This is a genomic window from Streptomyces fulvoviolaceus (assembly GCF_000718165.1).
Lineage (GTDB): Bacteria > Actinomycetota > Actinomycetes > Streptomycetales > Streptomycetaceae > Streptomyces > Streptomyces fulvoviolaceus.
In genome coordinates, this window is record NZ_JOEY01000042.1 from 56,608 (window position 1) to 72,165 (window position 15,558).

At 70.7% G+C, this 15,558-nt stretch carries 12 protein-coding genes; 4 read left to right on the forward strand and 8 right to left on the reverse strand.

The features are described 5' to 3' along the window. Positions 1-93: 93 nt before the first annotated feature. From IG08_RS0137210 to IG08_RS0137240, 7 genes are all read right to left on the reverse strand, one after another. Complete coding sequence (locus IG08_RS0137210; RefSeq protein WP_030613398.1) at positions 94-1,560, reverse strand: aldehyde dehydrogenase family protein; 1,467 nt, start codon at positions 1,558-1,560, stop codon at positions 94-96. Continuing rightward, positions 1,541-2,716 (reverse strand): aromatic ring-hydroxylating oxygenase subunit alpha, encoded by a 1,176-nt coding sequence (locus tag IG08_RS0137215; RefSeq protein WP_030613400.1) that lies wholly within the window; start codon positions 2,714-2,716, stop codon positions 1,541-1,543. The genes IG08_RS0137210 and IG08_RS0137215 overlap by 20 nt, the downstream gene beginning before the upstream one ends. 11 nt (positions 2,717-2,727) lie before the next feature. Beyond that, the gene (gene solA, locus IG08_RS0137220) at positions 2,728-3,882 is read right to left on the reverse strand and encodes an N-methyl-L-tryptophan oxidase (protein ID WP_030613402.1); all 1,155 of its coding nucleotides are present in this window, start codon (positions 3,880-3,882) and stop codon (positions 2,728-2,730) included. Between the two features lie 31 nt (positions 3,883-3,913). Beyond that, on the reverse strand, positions 3,914-6,445 hold the full coding sequence (locus IG08_RS0137225; protein ID WP_078655884.1) for a GcvT family protein: 2,532 nt from the start codon (positions 6,443-6,445) through the stop codon (positions 3,914-3,916). Positions 6,446-6,489: 44 nt separating this feature from the next. Then, positions 6,490-7,116, reverse strand: a complete 627-nt coding sequence (locus IG08_RS0137230; protein ID WP_030613406.1) for an MBL fold metallo-hydrolase — start codon at positions 7,114-7,116, stop codon at positions 6,490-6,492. Further along, positions 7,113-8,198, reverse strand: a complete 1,086-nt coding sequence (locus IG08_RS0137235) for an S-(hydroxymethyl)mycothiol dehydrogenase (RefSeq protein WP_030613408.1) — start codon at positions 8,196-8,198, stop codon at positions 7,113-7,115. Before IG08_RS0137235 ends, IG08_RS0137230 begins: the two co-directional genes overlap by 4 nt. A gap of 234 nt (positions 8,199-8,432) precedes the next feature. Next, positions 8,433-9,260, reverse strand: a complete 828-nt coding sequence (locus IG08_RS0137240; protein ID WP_030613410.1) for an IclR family transcriptional regulator — start codon at positions 9,258-9,260, stop codon at positions 8,433-8,435. Positions 9,261-9,566: 306 nt separating this feature from the next. Between IG08_RS0137240 and IG08_RS0137245 the strand changes: the two genes are divergently transcribed. Both IG08_RS0137245 and IG08_RS0137250 read left to right on the forward strand, forming a co-directional pair. Beyond that, positions 9,567-9,890, forward strand: coding sequence for a bifunctional 3-phenylpropionate/cinnamic acid dioxygenase ferredoxin subunit (locus IG08_RS0137245; protein WP_030613412.1), 324 nt, complete (start codon positions 9,567-9,569; stop codon positions 9,888-9,890). Continuing rightward, positions 9,887-11,071, forward strand: a complete 1,185-nt coding sequence (locus tag IG08_RS0137250; protein ID WP_030613414.1) for an NAD(P)/FAD-dependent oxidoreductase — start codon at positions 9,887-9,889, stop codon at positions 11,069-11,071. Before IG08_RS0137245 ends, IG08_RS0137250 begins: the two co-directional genes overlap by 4 nt. Positions 11,072-11,234: 163 nt before the next feature. Here IG08_RS0137250 and IG08_RS0137255 read toward each other — a convergent pair whose 3' ends face one another. Further along, positions 11,235-11,825, reverse strand: coding sequence for a hypothetical protein (locus IG08_RS0137255; RefSeq protein ID WP_030613416.1), 591 nt, complete (start codon positions 11,823-11,825; stop codon positions 11,235-11,237). A gap of 430 nt (positions 11,826-12,255) precedes the next feature. On the opposite strand from IG08_RS0137255, the gene IG08_RS0137260 reads away from it, so the two are divergent. Both IG08_RS0137260 and IG08_RS0137265 read left to right on the forward strand, forming a co-directional pair. After that, positions 12,256-15,120, forward strand: coding sequence for a nitrate- and nitrite sensing domain-containing protein (locus IG08_RS0137260; RefSeq protein WP_030613418.1), 2,865 nt, complete (start codon positions 12,256-12,258; stop codon positions 15,118-15,120). Continuing rightward, positions 15,117-15,554 carry a roadblock/LC7 domain-containing protein gene (locus tag IG08_RS0137265; RefSeq protein WP_030613420.1) on the forward strand — a complete coding sequence of 146 codons (438 nt, stop codon included), beginning with the start codon at positions 15,117-15,119 and terminating at the stop codon, positions 15,552-15,554. The genes IG08_RS0137260 and IG08_RS0137265 overlap by 4 nt, the downstream gene beginning before the upstream one ends. The last annotated feature ends 4 nt before the right edge of the window (positions 15,555-15,558 follow it).

The window sequence follows — 15,558 nt, forward strand, 5'->3', positions numbered from 1 at the left end:
CCGGGATCGGTGAGGGGGGTAGGTATACGTGGGGGTGATGTGCTGCTTGTTACGGGTGGGTTTAGGCCAACGCCCCATTGGATCAGGGAAGTTCTAGTCGAACCACCCCTGCGGCACCGGTGCGGTGTTGCGCCAGACGTGCTTCGCCTCGCGGTACTCGGCGAGCCCCGAGGGCCCGAGCTCGCGGCCGAAGCCCGACTGCTTGAAACCGCCCCACTCCGCCTGCGGCACATAGGGGTGGTAGTCGTTGATCCAGACCGTGCCGAGGCGCAGCCGTTTGACCATGCGCGCGGCCTTGGCCTCGTCGGTCGTCCACACGGCGCCGGCCAGGCCGTAGATGGTGTCGTTGGCGAGCCGCACCGCCTCGTCCTCGCTGGTGAAGCGCTCGACGGTCAACACCGGTCCGAAGGACTCCTCCTGGACCACCGACATCTGGGCGGAGCACTCGTCCAGCACGGTGGGCGGGTAGTAGAAGCCCTCGTCGAGGCCCGGTCCCGTGGGGCGGACGCCGCCGCAGCGCAGCACGGCTCCCTCCTCCAGCCCCTGGGCGACGTACGCCTCGACCTTGTCCCGGTGTGCCGCGGAGATCAATGCCCCGGTCTGCGCCTGCTCGTCGAACGGTCCGCCCAGCCGGATCAGCTGGGCCCGTCGTACGACCTCGTCCACGAACCGGTCGTGCAGTGAGTCCTCGACCAGGAGCCGGGCCCCGGACGAGCAGACCTGCCCGGAGTGCAGGAACACCGCGGTCAGCGCCATGTCGACGGCCGTGTCGAAGTCGGCGTCGGCGAAGACGATGTTCGGGTTCTTGCCGCCGAGTTCCAGTGCGACCTTCTTCACGGTCGCGGCCGCCGCCACCATCAGCCGGCGGCCGGTCTGCAGGCCGCCGGTGAAGGAGACGAGGTCCACGTCCGGGTGGTCGCCGAGCGGGGCGCCTGCCTCGGGTCCCGCGCCGAGGACGAGGTTGCCGACGCCCGCGGGCAGTCCGGCCTCGTCAAGGAGGCGCATCAAGTGGATCGCGGTGTGCGGGGTCAGCTCGCTCGGCTTGAGCACGAAGGTGTTGCCGGCCGCGAGGGCCGGGGCGACCTTCCAGGCCGTCTGCAGCAGCGGGTAGTTCCACGGCGTGATCAGCGCGCAGACGCCGACCGGCTCGTAGACCACCCGGCTGTCCACGTTCTCGGTGCCCGTGTCGATGACCCGGCCGGTCTCGCTCGCCGCCAGCCGCCCGAAGTAGCGGAAGCAGTTCGCGATGTCGTCGATGTCGTACTCGCTCTCCACGAGCCGCTTCCCCGTGTCCAGGGACTCGGCCCGCGCGAGCGTGTCCTTGTCCCTGATGAGCAGGTCGGCGACGCGGAGCAGCAGGTCACCGCGGTCGTTCGGCGAGGTTCTTGGCCAGGGCCCCTCGTCGAAGGCACGGCGGGCGGCGGCGATCGCCTCCACCGTGTCCTTGCCGCCCGCCTCGTCCACGACCCCCACCAGGGAGCCGTCGGCGGGACAGCGGATCTCGCGCGTGCGCTCGTCGACCGCGCCCCGCCATGCGCCGTCAATGAACAGGTCCGGCATGACTGCCTCCCAGCTTCTCCAAGAGCCACTCGTGGAAGATCCCGATGTGGTGCTCGTTGGGGACCAGCACACCACCCTTCCGGTACGCTCGCGACGCCATCGCCGGTTGCGTTCGTTCACAGGCTTCAAAATCCTGTTCGTTCACCCTGTGGAAGAGTTCCACCGACTTCGAGACGTCCGCCCCGGACTCGACGACCTCCGGTGCGTACAGCCAGTCGCACTCGACGATCGTGCGGTCCTCGGCCATCGGGAACATGCGGTGCATGATCACGTGGTCCGGTACGAGGTTGATGAAGACCGTCGGTTTCACCGTGATGGCGTAGTAGCGGCGGTCCTGGTCGTCCGAGACGGACGGCAGCTTCGCGAAGCCCTCGCTGCCGTCGACCGTGAACCCCTTGATCTCCTCGCCGAACTCGGCGCCGTGGCCGACGTAGTACTGGGCGGCGTAGCCGTCGGCGAACTCGGGGAGGACGTCGGTGAGCTCGGGGTGGATCGTCGCGCAGTGGTAGCACTCCATGAAGTTCTCGACGATCAGCTTCCAGTTCGCCTTGACGTCGTAGACGATCCGCTTGCCGAGCGCGAGGTTCTCGGTGCCGTACTGCTCGATCGCGGCCGGGTCGCCGAGCCGCTCCACGGCCGCGTACATGACGGCGTCCTCGAAGGAGGGCGGCTCGTCGGCCAGGCACACCCAGGCGTAGCCGAGCCACTCGCGCAGATGGACCTTGATCAGCCCGTACTCGACCCGGTCGACATCGGGCATCTTGATCAGGTTGGGCGCGGCGACCAGCTTGCCGTCGAGGTCGTACGTCCATGCGTGGTACGGGCACTGGAGGCTGCGCTTGACCTCGCCGGACTCCTCCATGCACAGCCGGGCCCCGCGGTGGCGGCAGATGTTGAGGAAGGCTCGCAGCTCGCCCTTGCGGGTGCGGTTGATGATGACGTTCTCGCGGCCGATCTGCACGGTCCGGAAGGCGCCGGGCTTGTCCAGGTCGGCGCTGCGGACGGCACAGAACCACATCGACTCAAACAGGTGTTCCGACTCCTGGCGGAAGATCTCCGGGTCGGTGTAGTAGTTCCCCGGCAGTGTGGCGATCAGACTGGGGGAGATCTGGTGGGCCGTGGAGAGAGGGCTCTCGGGGGCGGGGGTCGTCGTCACGTGCGTGCTCCTCAGGCGGGCGCGGCGGCGAGGCGGGCGGGGTCGAAGAGGCCGATCGGGTGCTCGGTGGAGCCGGTCAGGGCCAGGTCGGCGAGGATCTCGCCGACCACGGGCACGAACTTGAAGCCGTGTCCGGAGAAGCCGCAGGCCACCGTCACCGACTCCGGATGCGCGGGGTGCCGGGCGATCACGAAGTGCTCGTCCGGGGTGTTGGAGTACATGCAGGTCGCGGCCTTGAGATAGGCGCCGGGCAGGCCCGGGACGCAGCCGGACATGTGGTCCGCCATGGCCTGGACCTCGTGGTCGTACACCGTCCGGTCGATGGTCTCCGGGGTGGTGACCTGGCCCTTGCGGAAGAAGGCGACCTTGGCGCCGAGGTCGGGGCCGTCGATGGACGGGAAGCCGTAGACCTGGACGCCTGCCGCGTTCTCCCAGATGTAGATGGGGTGGTTCTCCGGGAGGAAGGGCTCGACCCCCTGCTTCGGCTGGAACCAGTACATGACCTGGCGCTCGATGGTGAACGGCACCCCGAGATCGGTGAGCAGCTCCGGTGCCCAGGCGCCCGGGCAGATCACCAACTGGCTTGCGGTGTAGGTGTTCTCGGCCGTGTGCACGCGGACGCCGTCCTTGTACGGCTCCCAGCGCGTCATCGGCTCCTCGAAGTGCAGGTCGGCGCCCTGGCGGGTGGCCAGCTGGATATGGGCGGCCACCGTGTTCTCGGGCTTCAGCAGCCCCGCCTTCTTCTCGTACAGCGCGACCTCGTCGTCCTTCGGCGTGAGCGTCGGGAAGCGGCGGCGGATCTCCTTCGCGTCGAGCATCTCGTGGGGCAGGTCCCACTCCAGGGCCGAGAGCAGTGAGCCGGAGACGGTCGGCGAGTCGGGCGGGCCGAGCATCACGCCGCCGCAGAGGGTGGCGATGTCGCGGCCGGTGGCCCGCTCCAGGTCGTCGTAGAGCTCGTAGGCGCGCAGCAGCAGCGGGACGTAGGCCGGGTTCTCGAAGTACGACTGCCGGGTGATCCGCGAACCGCCGTGGCTGGAGCCGCGGTTGTGCACCGGGCCGAACTTCTCCAGGCCGAGGACGCGGGCGCCGCGGGCGGAGAGGTGGTGGGCGGCGGCGCTGCCCATGCCGCCGAGGCCGATGACGATCACGTCGTAAGTGGGGGACATTTCACACCTCCTGAGGGTGCGTCAGCGCTGGTCAGCGACGGATGCGGGTCATCTTCGGGTCGAAGAGGGGCTCTTCGGCCACGGTCGCCGGGATCTTCTCGCCGAAGTACTCGATGTGGACGCCGGCGCCCGTGGTGAGTTCGGCCGGCAGCCAGGCGTAGGCGATGCAGCGGCCGAGCGTGTAGCCGTACGACGCGCTGGTCACGTAGCCGGCGGGGGTGCCGATGGGGGCACCTCCCGCTCGAGCGGAGCCGAGAGTGGGGGCGAACACGGGCTCCTTGCCGAGGACCACGGCGGCGGGGTCGTCGAGGAGGAGAGGCGTGAGCTTGCGGGCGACGGGCGCGTTGTCGAGTGCCTCGCGGCCGACGAACTCCTTGTCCGTGCGCACCGCGAAGCCGACGCCCGCCTCGTACGGGTTGTGCTCGTCGGTCATGTCGGTGCCCCAGGCGCGGTAACCCTTCTCCAGGCGCAGGGAGTTGAAGGCGGAGCGGCCGGCGGCGATCACACCGAGGTCCTGGCCGGCCTCCCACAGCGTGTCCCAGAGCCTGAGGCCCAGGTCGGCGCTGGTGTACAGCTCCCAGCCGAGCTCGCCGACGTACGACAGGCGCATCGCCGTGACCGGGACGTGCCCGAGGTACGTCTCCTTCGCGCGGAAGTAGCCGAAGGCCTCGTGCGAGAAGTCGTCGCGGGTCAGCGGCTGGACGAGGTCGCGGGCGAGGGGGCCCCAGACGCCGATGCAGCAGGTGCCGGAGGTGATGTCCCTGATCTGGACGTCGGCCGGGGCGTGCCGGGTGAGCCAGTCGAGGTCCGCCGGGGAGTTCGCGCCGATCTGGAAACGGTCGGGGGCGAGACGGGCGACGGTGAGGTCGGAGCGGATGCCGCCCCGCTCGTCGAGGAGGAGGGTGTAGGTGACCGCGCCGGGCTTCTTGCGCAGGTTGTTGCTGGTCATGCGGTTCAGGAAGTCGAGGGCTCCGGGGCCGGTGACTTCGAGGCGCCGCAGGGGGGTCATGTCGTAGAGGGCGACCTTCTCGCGGGTGGCCTTGGCTTCGGCGGCCGCTATGGGGGACCAGAAGCGGGCCGACCAGGGGTCGCGCTCGGGGATGTCCAGTCCCTCCGTGAGGGGCGCGTTCGCCTCGTACCAGTGCGGGCGCTCCCAGCCGCCGCCCTCCAGGAAGTGCGCGCCGAGTTGCTGCTGGCGGGCGTAGAAGGGGCTGACGCGGAGCGGACGCGGCTGTTCCATCGGCTGGAGCGGGTGGAGGACGTCGTACACCTCGACGAACTGCTGTGAACCGCGTTCACGGATGTACGACGGTGAACGCTGCGCTTCCTCGAATCGCGTGAGGTCGCACTCGTGCAGGTCGAGGGAGGGCCGCCCGTCGACCATCCACTCGGCGACGGCCCTGGCCACACCGGCGGAGTGCGTGACCCAGACCGCCTCGGCCAGCCAGAAGCCGCGCAGCTCCCGCGACTCGCCGAGCACCGGCATGCCGTCGGGGGTGAAGGAGAAGACGCCGTTGAAGCCGGTCTCGATCTCCGCCTCGCGCAGGGCCGGGATCAGCCAACGGCAGTCCTCCCAGCTCGGTGCCCAGTCCTCCTCGGTGAAGGGATAGGAGGAGGGCATCTCCATGTCCTGCGCGCGGGCCTCGTCGTACGGCAGGATCGCGAACGGGTCGACGGGCAGGGGCTGGTGGGCGTAGGAGCCGATGCCGATGCGGTCGGTGTGCTCGCGGAAGTAGAGGTCGCGGTCCTGGAAGCGGAGGATGGGCTTCGAGGCTTCCTCGGTCGCCTCGCCGAGCTCGGGCAGCGGCTTCGTCCTCGCGTACTGGTGGGCGAGCGGCTGCAGCGGTACGTCGATGCCCGCCATGCGGCCGATCACCGGGCCCCAGAAGCCGGCCGCCGAGACGACGTGGTCGGCGGGGAAGGTGCCCTGGTCGGTGACGACTGCTTTGATACGGCCGTCTTCCTTCTCAATGCCGGTGACGGTGTGGCGCTCCAGGAACCGGGCGCCCCTCTCGGTGGCCCGTTCCAGCTGGGCGCGGGACGCGAGCAGGGCGCGGGCGAGGCCGTCGTCCGGGGTGTGGAGACCGCCGAGGACCACCGACTCGTCGACCAGCGGCCAGAGTTCCTTGCAGCGGGCGGCGCTCACGACCTCCCCGCGGATGCCCCAGGCGGCGGCGTAACCGGCCCTGCGGTGCAGTTCCGCGAGGCGCTCCGGGGTGGTCGCCAGCTCCAGGCCGCCGACCTGGTTGAAGCAGGAGACGCCGTCCACCTCGAGGGAGACGAACTTCTCGACCGTGTACTTGGCGAACTCGGCGAGCGTCTTCGACGGGCTGGTCTGGAACACGAGACCGGGCGCGTGCGAGGTGGAGCCGCCGGGAGCGGGCAGCGGGCCCTGCTCGAGGACGGTGACGTCGGTCCAGCCGCGGGCGGTCAGTTCGTCGGCGAGCGAGCAGCCGACTATGCCGGCGCCGATGATGACGACTCGGGGGACCTGTGGGTGGGTCTCGGAGGCGCCGTGGGGACGGTTTTCGGGCGTGCGGCCGTTTTCGGGCGTGCTGGACATGCCCCTCCTTGCCGGGGACGGCGGTGAACGCGCAGGGGGAGTGGTCAGGCGGCGGGGACGTTCGAGCGCTCGGCGGCGATCGTGGTGTCCTGGCCGTGCCCGGTGTGGACGACGGTGTCGCCGGGCAGGGTGAGCAGCCGGTTGCGGAGGGACGCCTCGATGGTGGGGCGGTCCGAGTAGGAGCGGCCGGTGGCGCCGGGGCCGCCGTGGAAGAGCGTGTCGCCGGTGAAGACGGCGTTCAGGAAGGGGGCGTACAGCGAGCAACTGCCCCAGGTGTGGCCGGGGTTGTGGATCACCTGGAGTTCGACGCCGGCGACGGTCAGGACGCGGCCGTCGGTCAGGTCGCCGTCCGGCTTGCGGCCCGGGTGGGTGTGGGACCACAGCTCGAAGTCGTCGGGGTGCAGGAGGACGGGCGCGCCCGTGAGGACGGAGAGCTCGGGCGCCGCGTCGACGTGGTCGTCGTGGGCGTGGGTGCAGACGATGGCGGTGACATGGCGGCCCGCGACCGCCTCGTGGATCGCCCGGGCGTCGTGCGCGGCGTCCACGACCAGCACCTCCTCGTCGTCGCCGACGAGCCAGACGTTGTTGTCGACCTCGAAGGTCTCGCCGTCGAGGCTGAAGGTGCCCTTGGTGACGACCCGGTCGATGCGTACGGTTCCTCTGGTGCTCACAACACCACCACCGAGCGCAGCACCTCGCCGTGGTGCATCTTGGCGAAGGCCTCCTCGACCTGGTCGAGCGCGATGGTCTCCGTGACGAAGGCGTTCAGGTCCAGCAGCCCGTACAGGTACTGGTCGATGAGGAACGGGAAGTCACGGCTCGGCAGACAGTCGCCGTACCAGGACGACTTGATGGCGCCGCCGCGCGAGAAGACGTCGATGAGGGGGAGTTCGACCTTCATCTCGGGGGAGGGGACGCCGACCTGGACCAGCAGGCCCGCGTGGTCGCGCATGTAGAAGGCCTGTTTGAAGGTCTCCGGGCGGCCCACCGCGTCGATCGCGATGTCCACGCCGTGGCCGTCGGTGAGCGCGCGGACCGCCTCGATCGGGTCCGTGCCACGGGAGTTGACCGTGTGCGTGGCGCCGAACTTCTCCGCCTGGTCGAGTTTCTTGTCGTCGATGTCGACGGCGATGACCTTCATGGCGCCGTTGAGGCAGGCGCCCGCGATGGCCGCGTTGCCGACGCCGCCACAGCCGATGACCGCGACCGAGTCGCCCCGGCCCACGTTGCCGGTGTTGACCGCGGCGCCGTAACCCGCCATCACGCCGCAGCCGATCAGACCCGCGGCCTCGGGGCGGGCTGCCGGGTCGATCTTCACCGCCTGACCCGCCGCCACCAGGGTCTTCTCGGCGAAGGCACCGATCCCGAGGGCGTTGGAGAGCGGGGTGCCGTCCAGCAGGGTCATCGGCTGGGTGGCGTTGCGGGAGTCGAAGCAGTACCAGGGGCGGCCGCGGCGACAGGAACGACAGGTGCCACAGGGGGCGCGCCAGGCGAGCACCACATAGTCGCCGGGTTTGAGGTCGGTGACCCCCTCGCCCACCGCCTCGATCGTGCCGGCCGCCTCATGGCCCAGCAGGAACGGGAAGTCGTCGTTGATCGCGCCCTCGCGGTAGTGCAGGTCCGTGTGGCACACCCCGCAGGCCTGCACGGCGACGAGGACCTCGCCGGGACCCGGGTCGGGGACGACGATCGTCTGCACCTCGACGGGTGCGCCCTTCTTCACAGCGACTACGGCACGGACCTCGTGTGGCACGACCAGGCTCCTCTGCTGTTGCGCAATGCGCGATGGGTTGCGCGTTGAGGAACATATTGAGAAGGCATCGAGCGGCCGTCAAGAGGTGCGAGTTAACCCTTGGCAAAAGGAATCTGTGGGACGAAACCTGCCGGACACACGACGGCGCGGGACCAGGAGATTCCCGGTCCCGCGCCGCGGTTCGTGGATCTGTGTGTCTGTTCGGAGGTCGGTCGTCAGGCGTAGATCGCGCGTCTAGAAGCCGTATCCCATGCGGCGCGACAGCTCCGCCCCGGCCGCCACCGTGCGCTTGGCCACCTCCGGCACCCGGTCGCTGTTCAGGCGGTACACCGGCCCCGACACGCTGATCGCGGCGATGACCTTGCCGTCGTGTGCGCGGACCGGGGCGGCCACGGCGGCCATGCCCAGCTCCAGTTCCTCGATGGTGATGCCGTAGCCCTGCTCGACCACGGCCTCCAACTCGCCGCGCAGGGCGGACGAGCCGGTGATGGTGCGCTCGGTGAAACGAGGCAGGGAGCGCGCGAGCAGGCCCTCACGAAGGGTCGGCGGCATGTGCGCGAGCAGGATTTTTCCGCTGGAGGTGGCGTGCAGAGGGGTGCGCCGGCCCAGCCAGTTCTGGGCCGTCACGGACGCGGTGCCGCGGGCCTGCATGATGTTGACCGCCGCGTCGTCGTCCAGGACCGCGATGTTGGCCGTCTCGCCCAGCTCGTCGGCGAGCTCCCGGCAGACCGGGACACCCTCCTGCGAGATGTCCAGCCGCACTGCCGCTGCCCCCGCCAGGCGCAGTACGCCGGCGCCCAGGTAGTACTTGCCGCGGTCCTTGGCCTGGGCCACCAGGCCGCGGTTCTCCAGGACGCCGAGCAGCCGGAACGCCGTGGACTTGTGCACGTCCAGCTCTTCGGCGATCTCCGTGACGCCCGCCTCGCCGTGCCGGGCGAGGATCTCCAGGACGCTCACGGCGCGATCCACCGACTGGACGGCGCTGCCCGCGCCTCTGCCGTTCTTCTCCGGAATCGCGGCCTTCTCCTCACTGCGCTCGGACTGCTTCTGCGTGCGGGTCATGGCTCAACTCTCACCACCTGAGGGCCCTGTTTGGACCGCATCTTCGGGAAACCCTTGACGCGACGGTCGCCCCGCCCGGATTCTGTTGCGCATAGCGCTTGCTCGTGCGCCATACGAAACATCATGTTACCGAAGCGTCCGGTCCCCGGTAGGGGTCCGAACCGTCCGGACCGATGAGGTTCCGGCGCTCGCTGACCGTGTTGCCCGTGTTGACTGCACTGCCTCCGGACCGACGAAGGTCCGAACTCCCTGATCTCCTGGACCACACAGGTCCGGTACGAGTGTCCCGGACCGTGAGGGGGGCCCGTGATTCCCGTCTGCCGCCTCGAAGACCTCCCCGAGGGCGAGTCCGTCCGCATCGAGACGACACCGCCGATCGCCGTGTTCCGTACCGAAGACGGCGAGCTGTACGCCATCGACGACACCTGCACCCACCAGGACGCCTCCCTCTCGGAGGGCTGGCTGGAGGGCTGTCTGGTCGAATGCCCGCTGCACGCCGCTTCATTCGATCTCCGTACGGGCCTTCCGACCTGCCTCCCGGCGCGTCGGGCCGTCCGCACCCACCGCGTGACCGTCGACGACGGCACTGTCCACGTCCATCTCGCCGCGGAGGAGGGGACCGCCGCATGAGGACCGTGACCGTCGTCGGCGCCTCGCTCTCCGGGCTGTACGCCGCCCGGGAACTGCGCGCCCAGGGCTTCGACGGGCGACTGGTGATCGTCGGCGACGAACGCCATCGCCCCTATGACCGGCCTCCCCTCTCGAAGGACTTCCTCACCGGCCGCGCCGACGAGGAACAGCTCGCCCTGACCGACGCCGAGGAGACCGCCGAGCTCGACGCCGAGTGGCTGCTCGGCACCCGCGCCCGGGGCCTCGACGCCCGCGGCCGGACCGTGCTGCTCGACGGCGGCCGGACCGTGTCCACCGACGGAGTCGTCATCGCCACCGGCGCCTCGGCCCGCCGCCTGCCGGGCGACGGCCTCGCCGGGGTCCACACCCTGCGCACCCTCGACGACGCGCGCGCCCTGCGTGAGGAACTCGGCCGCGGCCCCCAGCGGATCGTCGTCATCGGCGGCGGCTTCATCGGCGCCGAGACCGCGTCCTCGTGCGCCGGCCTCGGCCACACCGTCACCGTCGTCGAGGCCGCCCCGCTCCCGCTAGTGCCCCAACTGGGCGCCGAGATGGCCGCCGTGTGTGCGGCACTGCACCGCCGTGGCGGGGTCGACCTGGTCACCGGCATCGGAGTCGCCGGGCTGCGCGGCACGGTCACCGTCACCGGCGTCGAGCTCGCCGACGGCCGTGTCCTGCCCGCCGACATCGTGATCGTCGGTATCGGCGCCCTCCCCAACACCGCCTGGCTGGCGGGCTCGGCGCTCACCCTGCACGACGGCGTCCTGTGCGACGACGGCTGTGTGACCGCGCTGCCGCAGGTGGTCGCCGTCGGCGACGTCGCCCGTGTCGGCGGATCCCGCGCCGAACACTGGACCTCTGCCACGGAACAGCCGCGCGTCGCCGTGGCCAACCTGCTCGCCGGACGCACCACGCAGACCGCGCGGCCGCTGCCCTACTTCTGGTCGGACCAGTACGGCGCACGCATCCAGTTCGCAGGCCGGCGCCGGGACGGGGACAACGTCCGCATCGCCGAGGGCGAACTCGCCGACGGCGCACCGGCCGAGGGCGGCTTCCTCGCCCTGTACGAGCGGGACGGCCGTACGACCGCGGTGCTCTCCGTGAACCGTCCCCGCCCGTTCATGCGCGTACGCCGTGAACTCGCCCGCGAGGAGAGCCGGGTGGTGCCGGCCGCGCTCTGAGCTCGGCCCGGTCGACCGGACTTCAGGCGCGGCACCGGCTTCCAAGCAGCCTCGGCGAAGTCGTGTGCGGTACGGCAGCGCCCTGAAGGGGTGCGGGGAACTGCGCGACCGGCCACGACGCATCCGCAGCCGGTGCACCGGACTTCCGCGGAGCGCTCAGTGCTCACAGGTGCGACAGCTGCCCCGTGCCGCCCTGTTGCCGTATCCGCTCCTGGGCGCGCTCTGTGGCGCGTGTCTGTCGTCGTGCCCGGCGCCGCTCGCGTCGCAGGGCACGCGCGGTGCTGCTCGGCGTCGACACCACGCCGTGGCGCTGGTTCCACACCTGGCGTGTCACCCAGACGTCGAGGGCGCCCCAGGTGGCCACCACGGTGCTGGCCACGCTGCTCAGCACCATCGGGAACGCCAGCCAGGAACCGGCCAGGGTGCACAGGAACGCCACCATCGCCTGGACCAGCGTCACGGCGATGATGAGCACCGCCCGCACCGCCGAGACACGCACCGGATCCGGCAGCCGTCGCCGCCGTGCGGGCTCCTCGATCCACAATGGCTGGTTGTACGACTGCTCCTGTGGCGAAACCCTCTCGCCGGCCTTCCGCACGCCGCCGTTGCCTGCCGCGGCCGACGGAACGTCGCGCCCGCCCGCCTCGCCCCCGTCCGCCGGAATCTCGTGATTCCGCGCCTCGGGGAGCCGCGGTGCCGCCACGCTCGCCACCACGCCGTTCCCCGGCGCCTCTTGTCGCTCCGCCGTGCCCATCAACGTGTCACTCCCCACCGCCGGCAGACCTCTCGCCTCGTGCCCGTAGAACGGGCTTCCCACTGGCTGCCCGGCTTGCGCTGTTTTACGCCGCCCGGTTGCGGGATGCGGCTCCTGTGGCCGATTCCGCCCCCATTTCCCGAAGACAAGGACGAACGAGACGTCCTCAAGATTCCCGAAAGGCACAGGAGAAGCGCAAAATTCCGGCCAACTGGCCGACCGGTCCGATCGGATCCGGTCCGACGGTCGTCGTCGCACGGCAGGAGGCAATCTCCCGCAATGGCCGGACAACTCCCCATGTCTCGCCGCCGGCGCGGAAGTTCAGCCTCCGGACGGCTCTTCGAGTTACCTGTGCGTCAGTAGTAGGCTCGCGACGTTTGTTGACGTACATGTGTACCCCCGGCCGGCGGGGGTCCAGCTGGGGGAGGCCATGCGCTTTCGCGGGAAGTCGATCCGCCGGAAGATCGTGGCGCTGCTTCTCGTGCCGCTGGTGTCCCTGGTCGCGGTCTGGGGCTTCGCCACGGCACTCACGGGCCGGGAAGTCGCCCAGCTGTTCCAGGTGTCTGCCGTCGTCGAGAAGCTCGGTTACCCCACCGAGGACACCGTCCGTGTCCTCCAGCAGGAACGCCGCCAGACCCTCGTCTACCTCGCCGACCCACGGGCGTCGGACGCGCTGTCCGCACTGCGCAGCACGCGGGACGCCACCGACGAAGCCATCGTCAAGGTCCGCAAGAACGCGCAGAATCCCGATGTCCGTGACGGACTGGACCCGGACGACGACGAACGCCTCACCGCCGTCCTGGACGCCTTCGACGGCATCGACTCGCTGCGGCGCACCGTCGAGGAGGGCACGGTCTCCCGCGCTGCGGCCCTCAACTTGTACAACCGTCTCGTCGACCCCTGCTACGCCCTGCTGGCGACCCTGGACGGCGTCGACAGCGTGCAGTTGGACAAGCAGGCCCGGGCTCTGGTGAACCTCACCCGCGCCCGCGAGCTGCTCTCCCGCGAGGACGCCCTGCTCGGCTCCGCCCTGGTGGTCGGGAAGCTCTCCCGCGAGGAGATCCGTGACGTCTCCGACCTCGTAGCCCAGCGCACCATGATGTACGACATCAGCCTGCCGGTGCTGCCGCCGTCGGAGCGCGAACGCTTCCAGAGCTTCTGGAAGAACGCCGGCACCGCTCCACTGCGCTCGGCCGAGCAGGCCGTCGTCAACACCGACCCCGGCACGAGCGGCACCGTCAGCGCCAAGAGCTGGGACGCCGCCGCCGGGAGCGTGCTCGACGAGCTCGCCACGCTCGACGACCAGGCGGGCGACCGCTATCAGGACCGTGTCCGCCCGGACGCGATGAACGTCATCGTGAAGGCGGCGGTCGTCGGCGTCCTCGGCCTCGCCGCCCTGCTCTTCTCGCTGTTCCTGTCCGTACGCGTCGGCCGCGCCCTCATCCGCGACCTGCGGCAACTGCGTCTGGACGCCCACGAGGCCTCCGGCGTACGACTGCCCAGCGTGATGCGCCGCCTCTCCGTGGGCGAGCAGGTCGACGTGGAGACCGAGGTCCCGCGTCTGGAGTTCGACAGGAACGAGATCGGCGAGGTCGGCCAGGCACTCAACACCCTGCAGCGCGCCGCCGTCGAGGCCGCCGTCAAACAGGCCGAGCTCCGGGACGGTGTCTCCGAGGTCTTCGTGAACCTCGCCCGCCGCAGCCAGGTCCTCCTGCACAAGCAGCTCACACTGCTCGACACCATGGAGCGCCGGACCGAGGACACCGACGAACTCGCCGACCTGTTCCGCCTCGACCACCTGACCACCCGCATGCGCCGACACGCCGAGGGCCTGGTGATCCTCTCCGGGGCCGCCCCCTCCCGGCAGTGGCGCAAGCCCGTCCAGCTCATGGACGTCGTACGCGCCGCCGTCGCCGAGGTCGAGGACTACGAGCGCATCGAGGTCCGCAGGCTGCCCAGGGTCGCCGTCACCGGTCCGGCCGTCGCGGACCTCACCCATCTCGTGGCCGAACTCCTGGAGAACGCCACGGTGTTCTCGCCGCCGCACACCGCCGTCCAGGTCGTGGGCGAGCGGGTCGCCAACGGCTTCACCCTGGAGATCCACGACCGTGGCCTCGGCATGGCCGCCGACGCACTCCTGGACGCCAATCTCCGGCTCGCCGAGACCCCGGAGTTCGAGCTGTCCGACACCGACCGGCTGGGCCTGTTCGTGGTCAGCCGGCTCGCTCAGCGGCAGAACGTCCGGGTCTCGCTGCAGCCGTCGCCGTACGGCGGCACCACGGCCGTCGTGTTCATCCCCGACTCGCTGCTGACCGACGACATCCCCGACACCAACGGCATCGGCTTCCGCCTCGACCGGCCCCAGCCCTCGAAGGAGGCCGAGCTGGAGGAGGCCCGCCGCGCCGCGCTCTCCCAGATACCGGCGCAGCTGCCGGGCCTGCCCGCGGCCCTGCTGGACGGTCCGGTCGAACTGGAGGCTCCCGTCGACCTGGACGCCCTGGAGGACTTCCCGGGCGCGCTGGACGACGAGGACAGCGAACGTGGCGGACTGTTCCGCCCACGCCGCTCCATCGCCCAGGTGGAGGAGGGGACGTCGGGCCGGCGCGACGGCCTGGACGCCGAGTCCACCGGCGACGACCATCCGAACGCCCCGGTGCCGCTGGCCCGCCGCCACACCCCCAAGCTGGTCAGCTCGCACGGCCGCCCGGTCACCGACGAGCGGCCGAGGCGGGACGAGCCGGACGAGGTTCCGACGGCGGGCCCGGGCGCGACGCGCTCGCAGGCGCCGCCGCCGCTGCCGAATCGCCGCCGTGGTGCGGCGCCCCTGCGCCGCGGGACCGACGTGGCCGACCGGCTCGGCGAGTTCACCGAGTCCCCGGCGACCCCGTCGTCGGCGGCACCGGGCCGCGAACTCGGCGAGCCGTCCGGGGCCCCCGCCCTCCCCAGGCGCACCCGGCGGGCCGAGATCGCGTCGAGCGGCTCGGTCGACGAGGCGCGGAGTTCCTCCGGGGACTCGGCCCGCAGTGCCGGTTTCGGCCCGCAGGAGACCGGCTCCGGCAACGCACCGCTGCCCCGACGGGTACGGCAGGCCAACCTGGCCCCCCAACTCAAGCAGAGCCCCGAGCCGCGTACCGCCGACCCGGCGGAGTCCGCCGAGCGGGACGCCGACGAGGTACGCAGCCGTATGGCCTCGCTCCAGCGCGGCTGGCAGCGCGGCCGCGAGGAGAACGCCGCGAGCGACGACGCGCCCGGCGGCGCAGCACCACATCGAACGACTAAGGGGGACGGTCGATGACCGCACCGAAGGCGACCGGCCACACAGCGGGTAACAACAACGGCGAGCTCAACTGGCTGCTCGACGACCTGGTGGACCGCGTCGCGAGCATCCGCAAGGCCCTCGTGCTCTCCGGCGACGGCCTGCCGACGGGAGTGTCCCAGGACCTCACCCGGGAGGACAGCGAGCACCTGGCCGCCGTCGCCTCCGGGTTTCACAGCCTCGCCAAGGGCGTGGGCCGGCATTTCGAGGCGGGCAACGTCCGGCAGACGGTCGTCGAGCTCGACGACGCCTTCCTGTTCGTGACGGCCGCCGGCGACGGCAGCTGCCTGGCCGTTCTCTCGGACGCCGACTCGGACGTCGGCCTGGTCGCGTACGAGATGACGCTCCTGGTCAAGCGAGTCGGTGTGCATCTGGCCGCCGCTCCGCGCACCGATCTGCCTCAGGGCGGGTAGTGGG

Excerpts from the sequence above, each read along its gene's own strand:
- IG08_RS0137250 (WP_030613414.1), top strand. The coding sequence starts at position 9,887 with ATGAGGACCGTGACCGTCGTCGGCGCCTCGCTCTCCGGGCTGTACGCC.
- IG08_RS0137240 (WP_030613410.1), bottom strand. The coding sequence starts at position 9,260 with ATGACCCGCACGCAGAAGCAGTCCGAGCGCAGTGAGGAGAAGGCCGCG.
- IG08_RS0137260 (WP_030613418.1), top strand. The coding sequence starts at position 12,256 with ATGCGCTTTCGCGGGAAGTCGATCCGCCGGAAGATCGTGGCGCTGCTT.
- solA (WP_030613402.1), bottom strand. The coding sequence starts at position 3,882 with ATGTCCCCCACTTACGACGTGATCGTCATCGGCCTCGGCGGCATGGGC.
- IG08_RS0137265 (WP_030613420.1), top strand. The coding sequence starts at position 15,117 with ATGACCGCACCGAAGGCGACCGGCCACACAGCGGGTAACAACAACGGC.
- IG08_RS0137255 (WP_030613416.1), bottom strand. The coding sequence starts at position 11,825 with ATGGGCACGGCGGAGCGACAAGAGGCGCCGGGGAACGGCGTGGTGGCG.
- IG08_RS0137225 (WP_078655884.1), bottom strand. The coding sequence starts at position 6,445 with ATGTCCAGCACGCCCGAAAACGGCCGCACGCCCGAAAACCGTCCCCAC.
- IG08_RS0137210 (WP_030613398.1), bottom strand. The coding sequence starts at position 1,560 with ATGCCGGACCTGTTCATTGACGGCGCATGGCGGGGCGCGGTCGACGAG.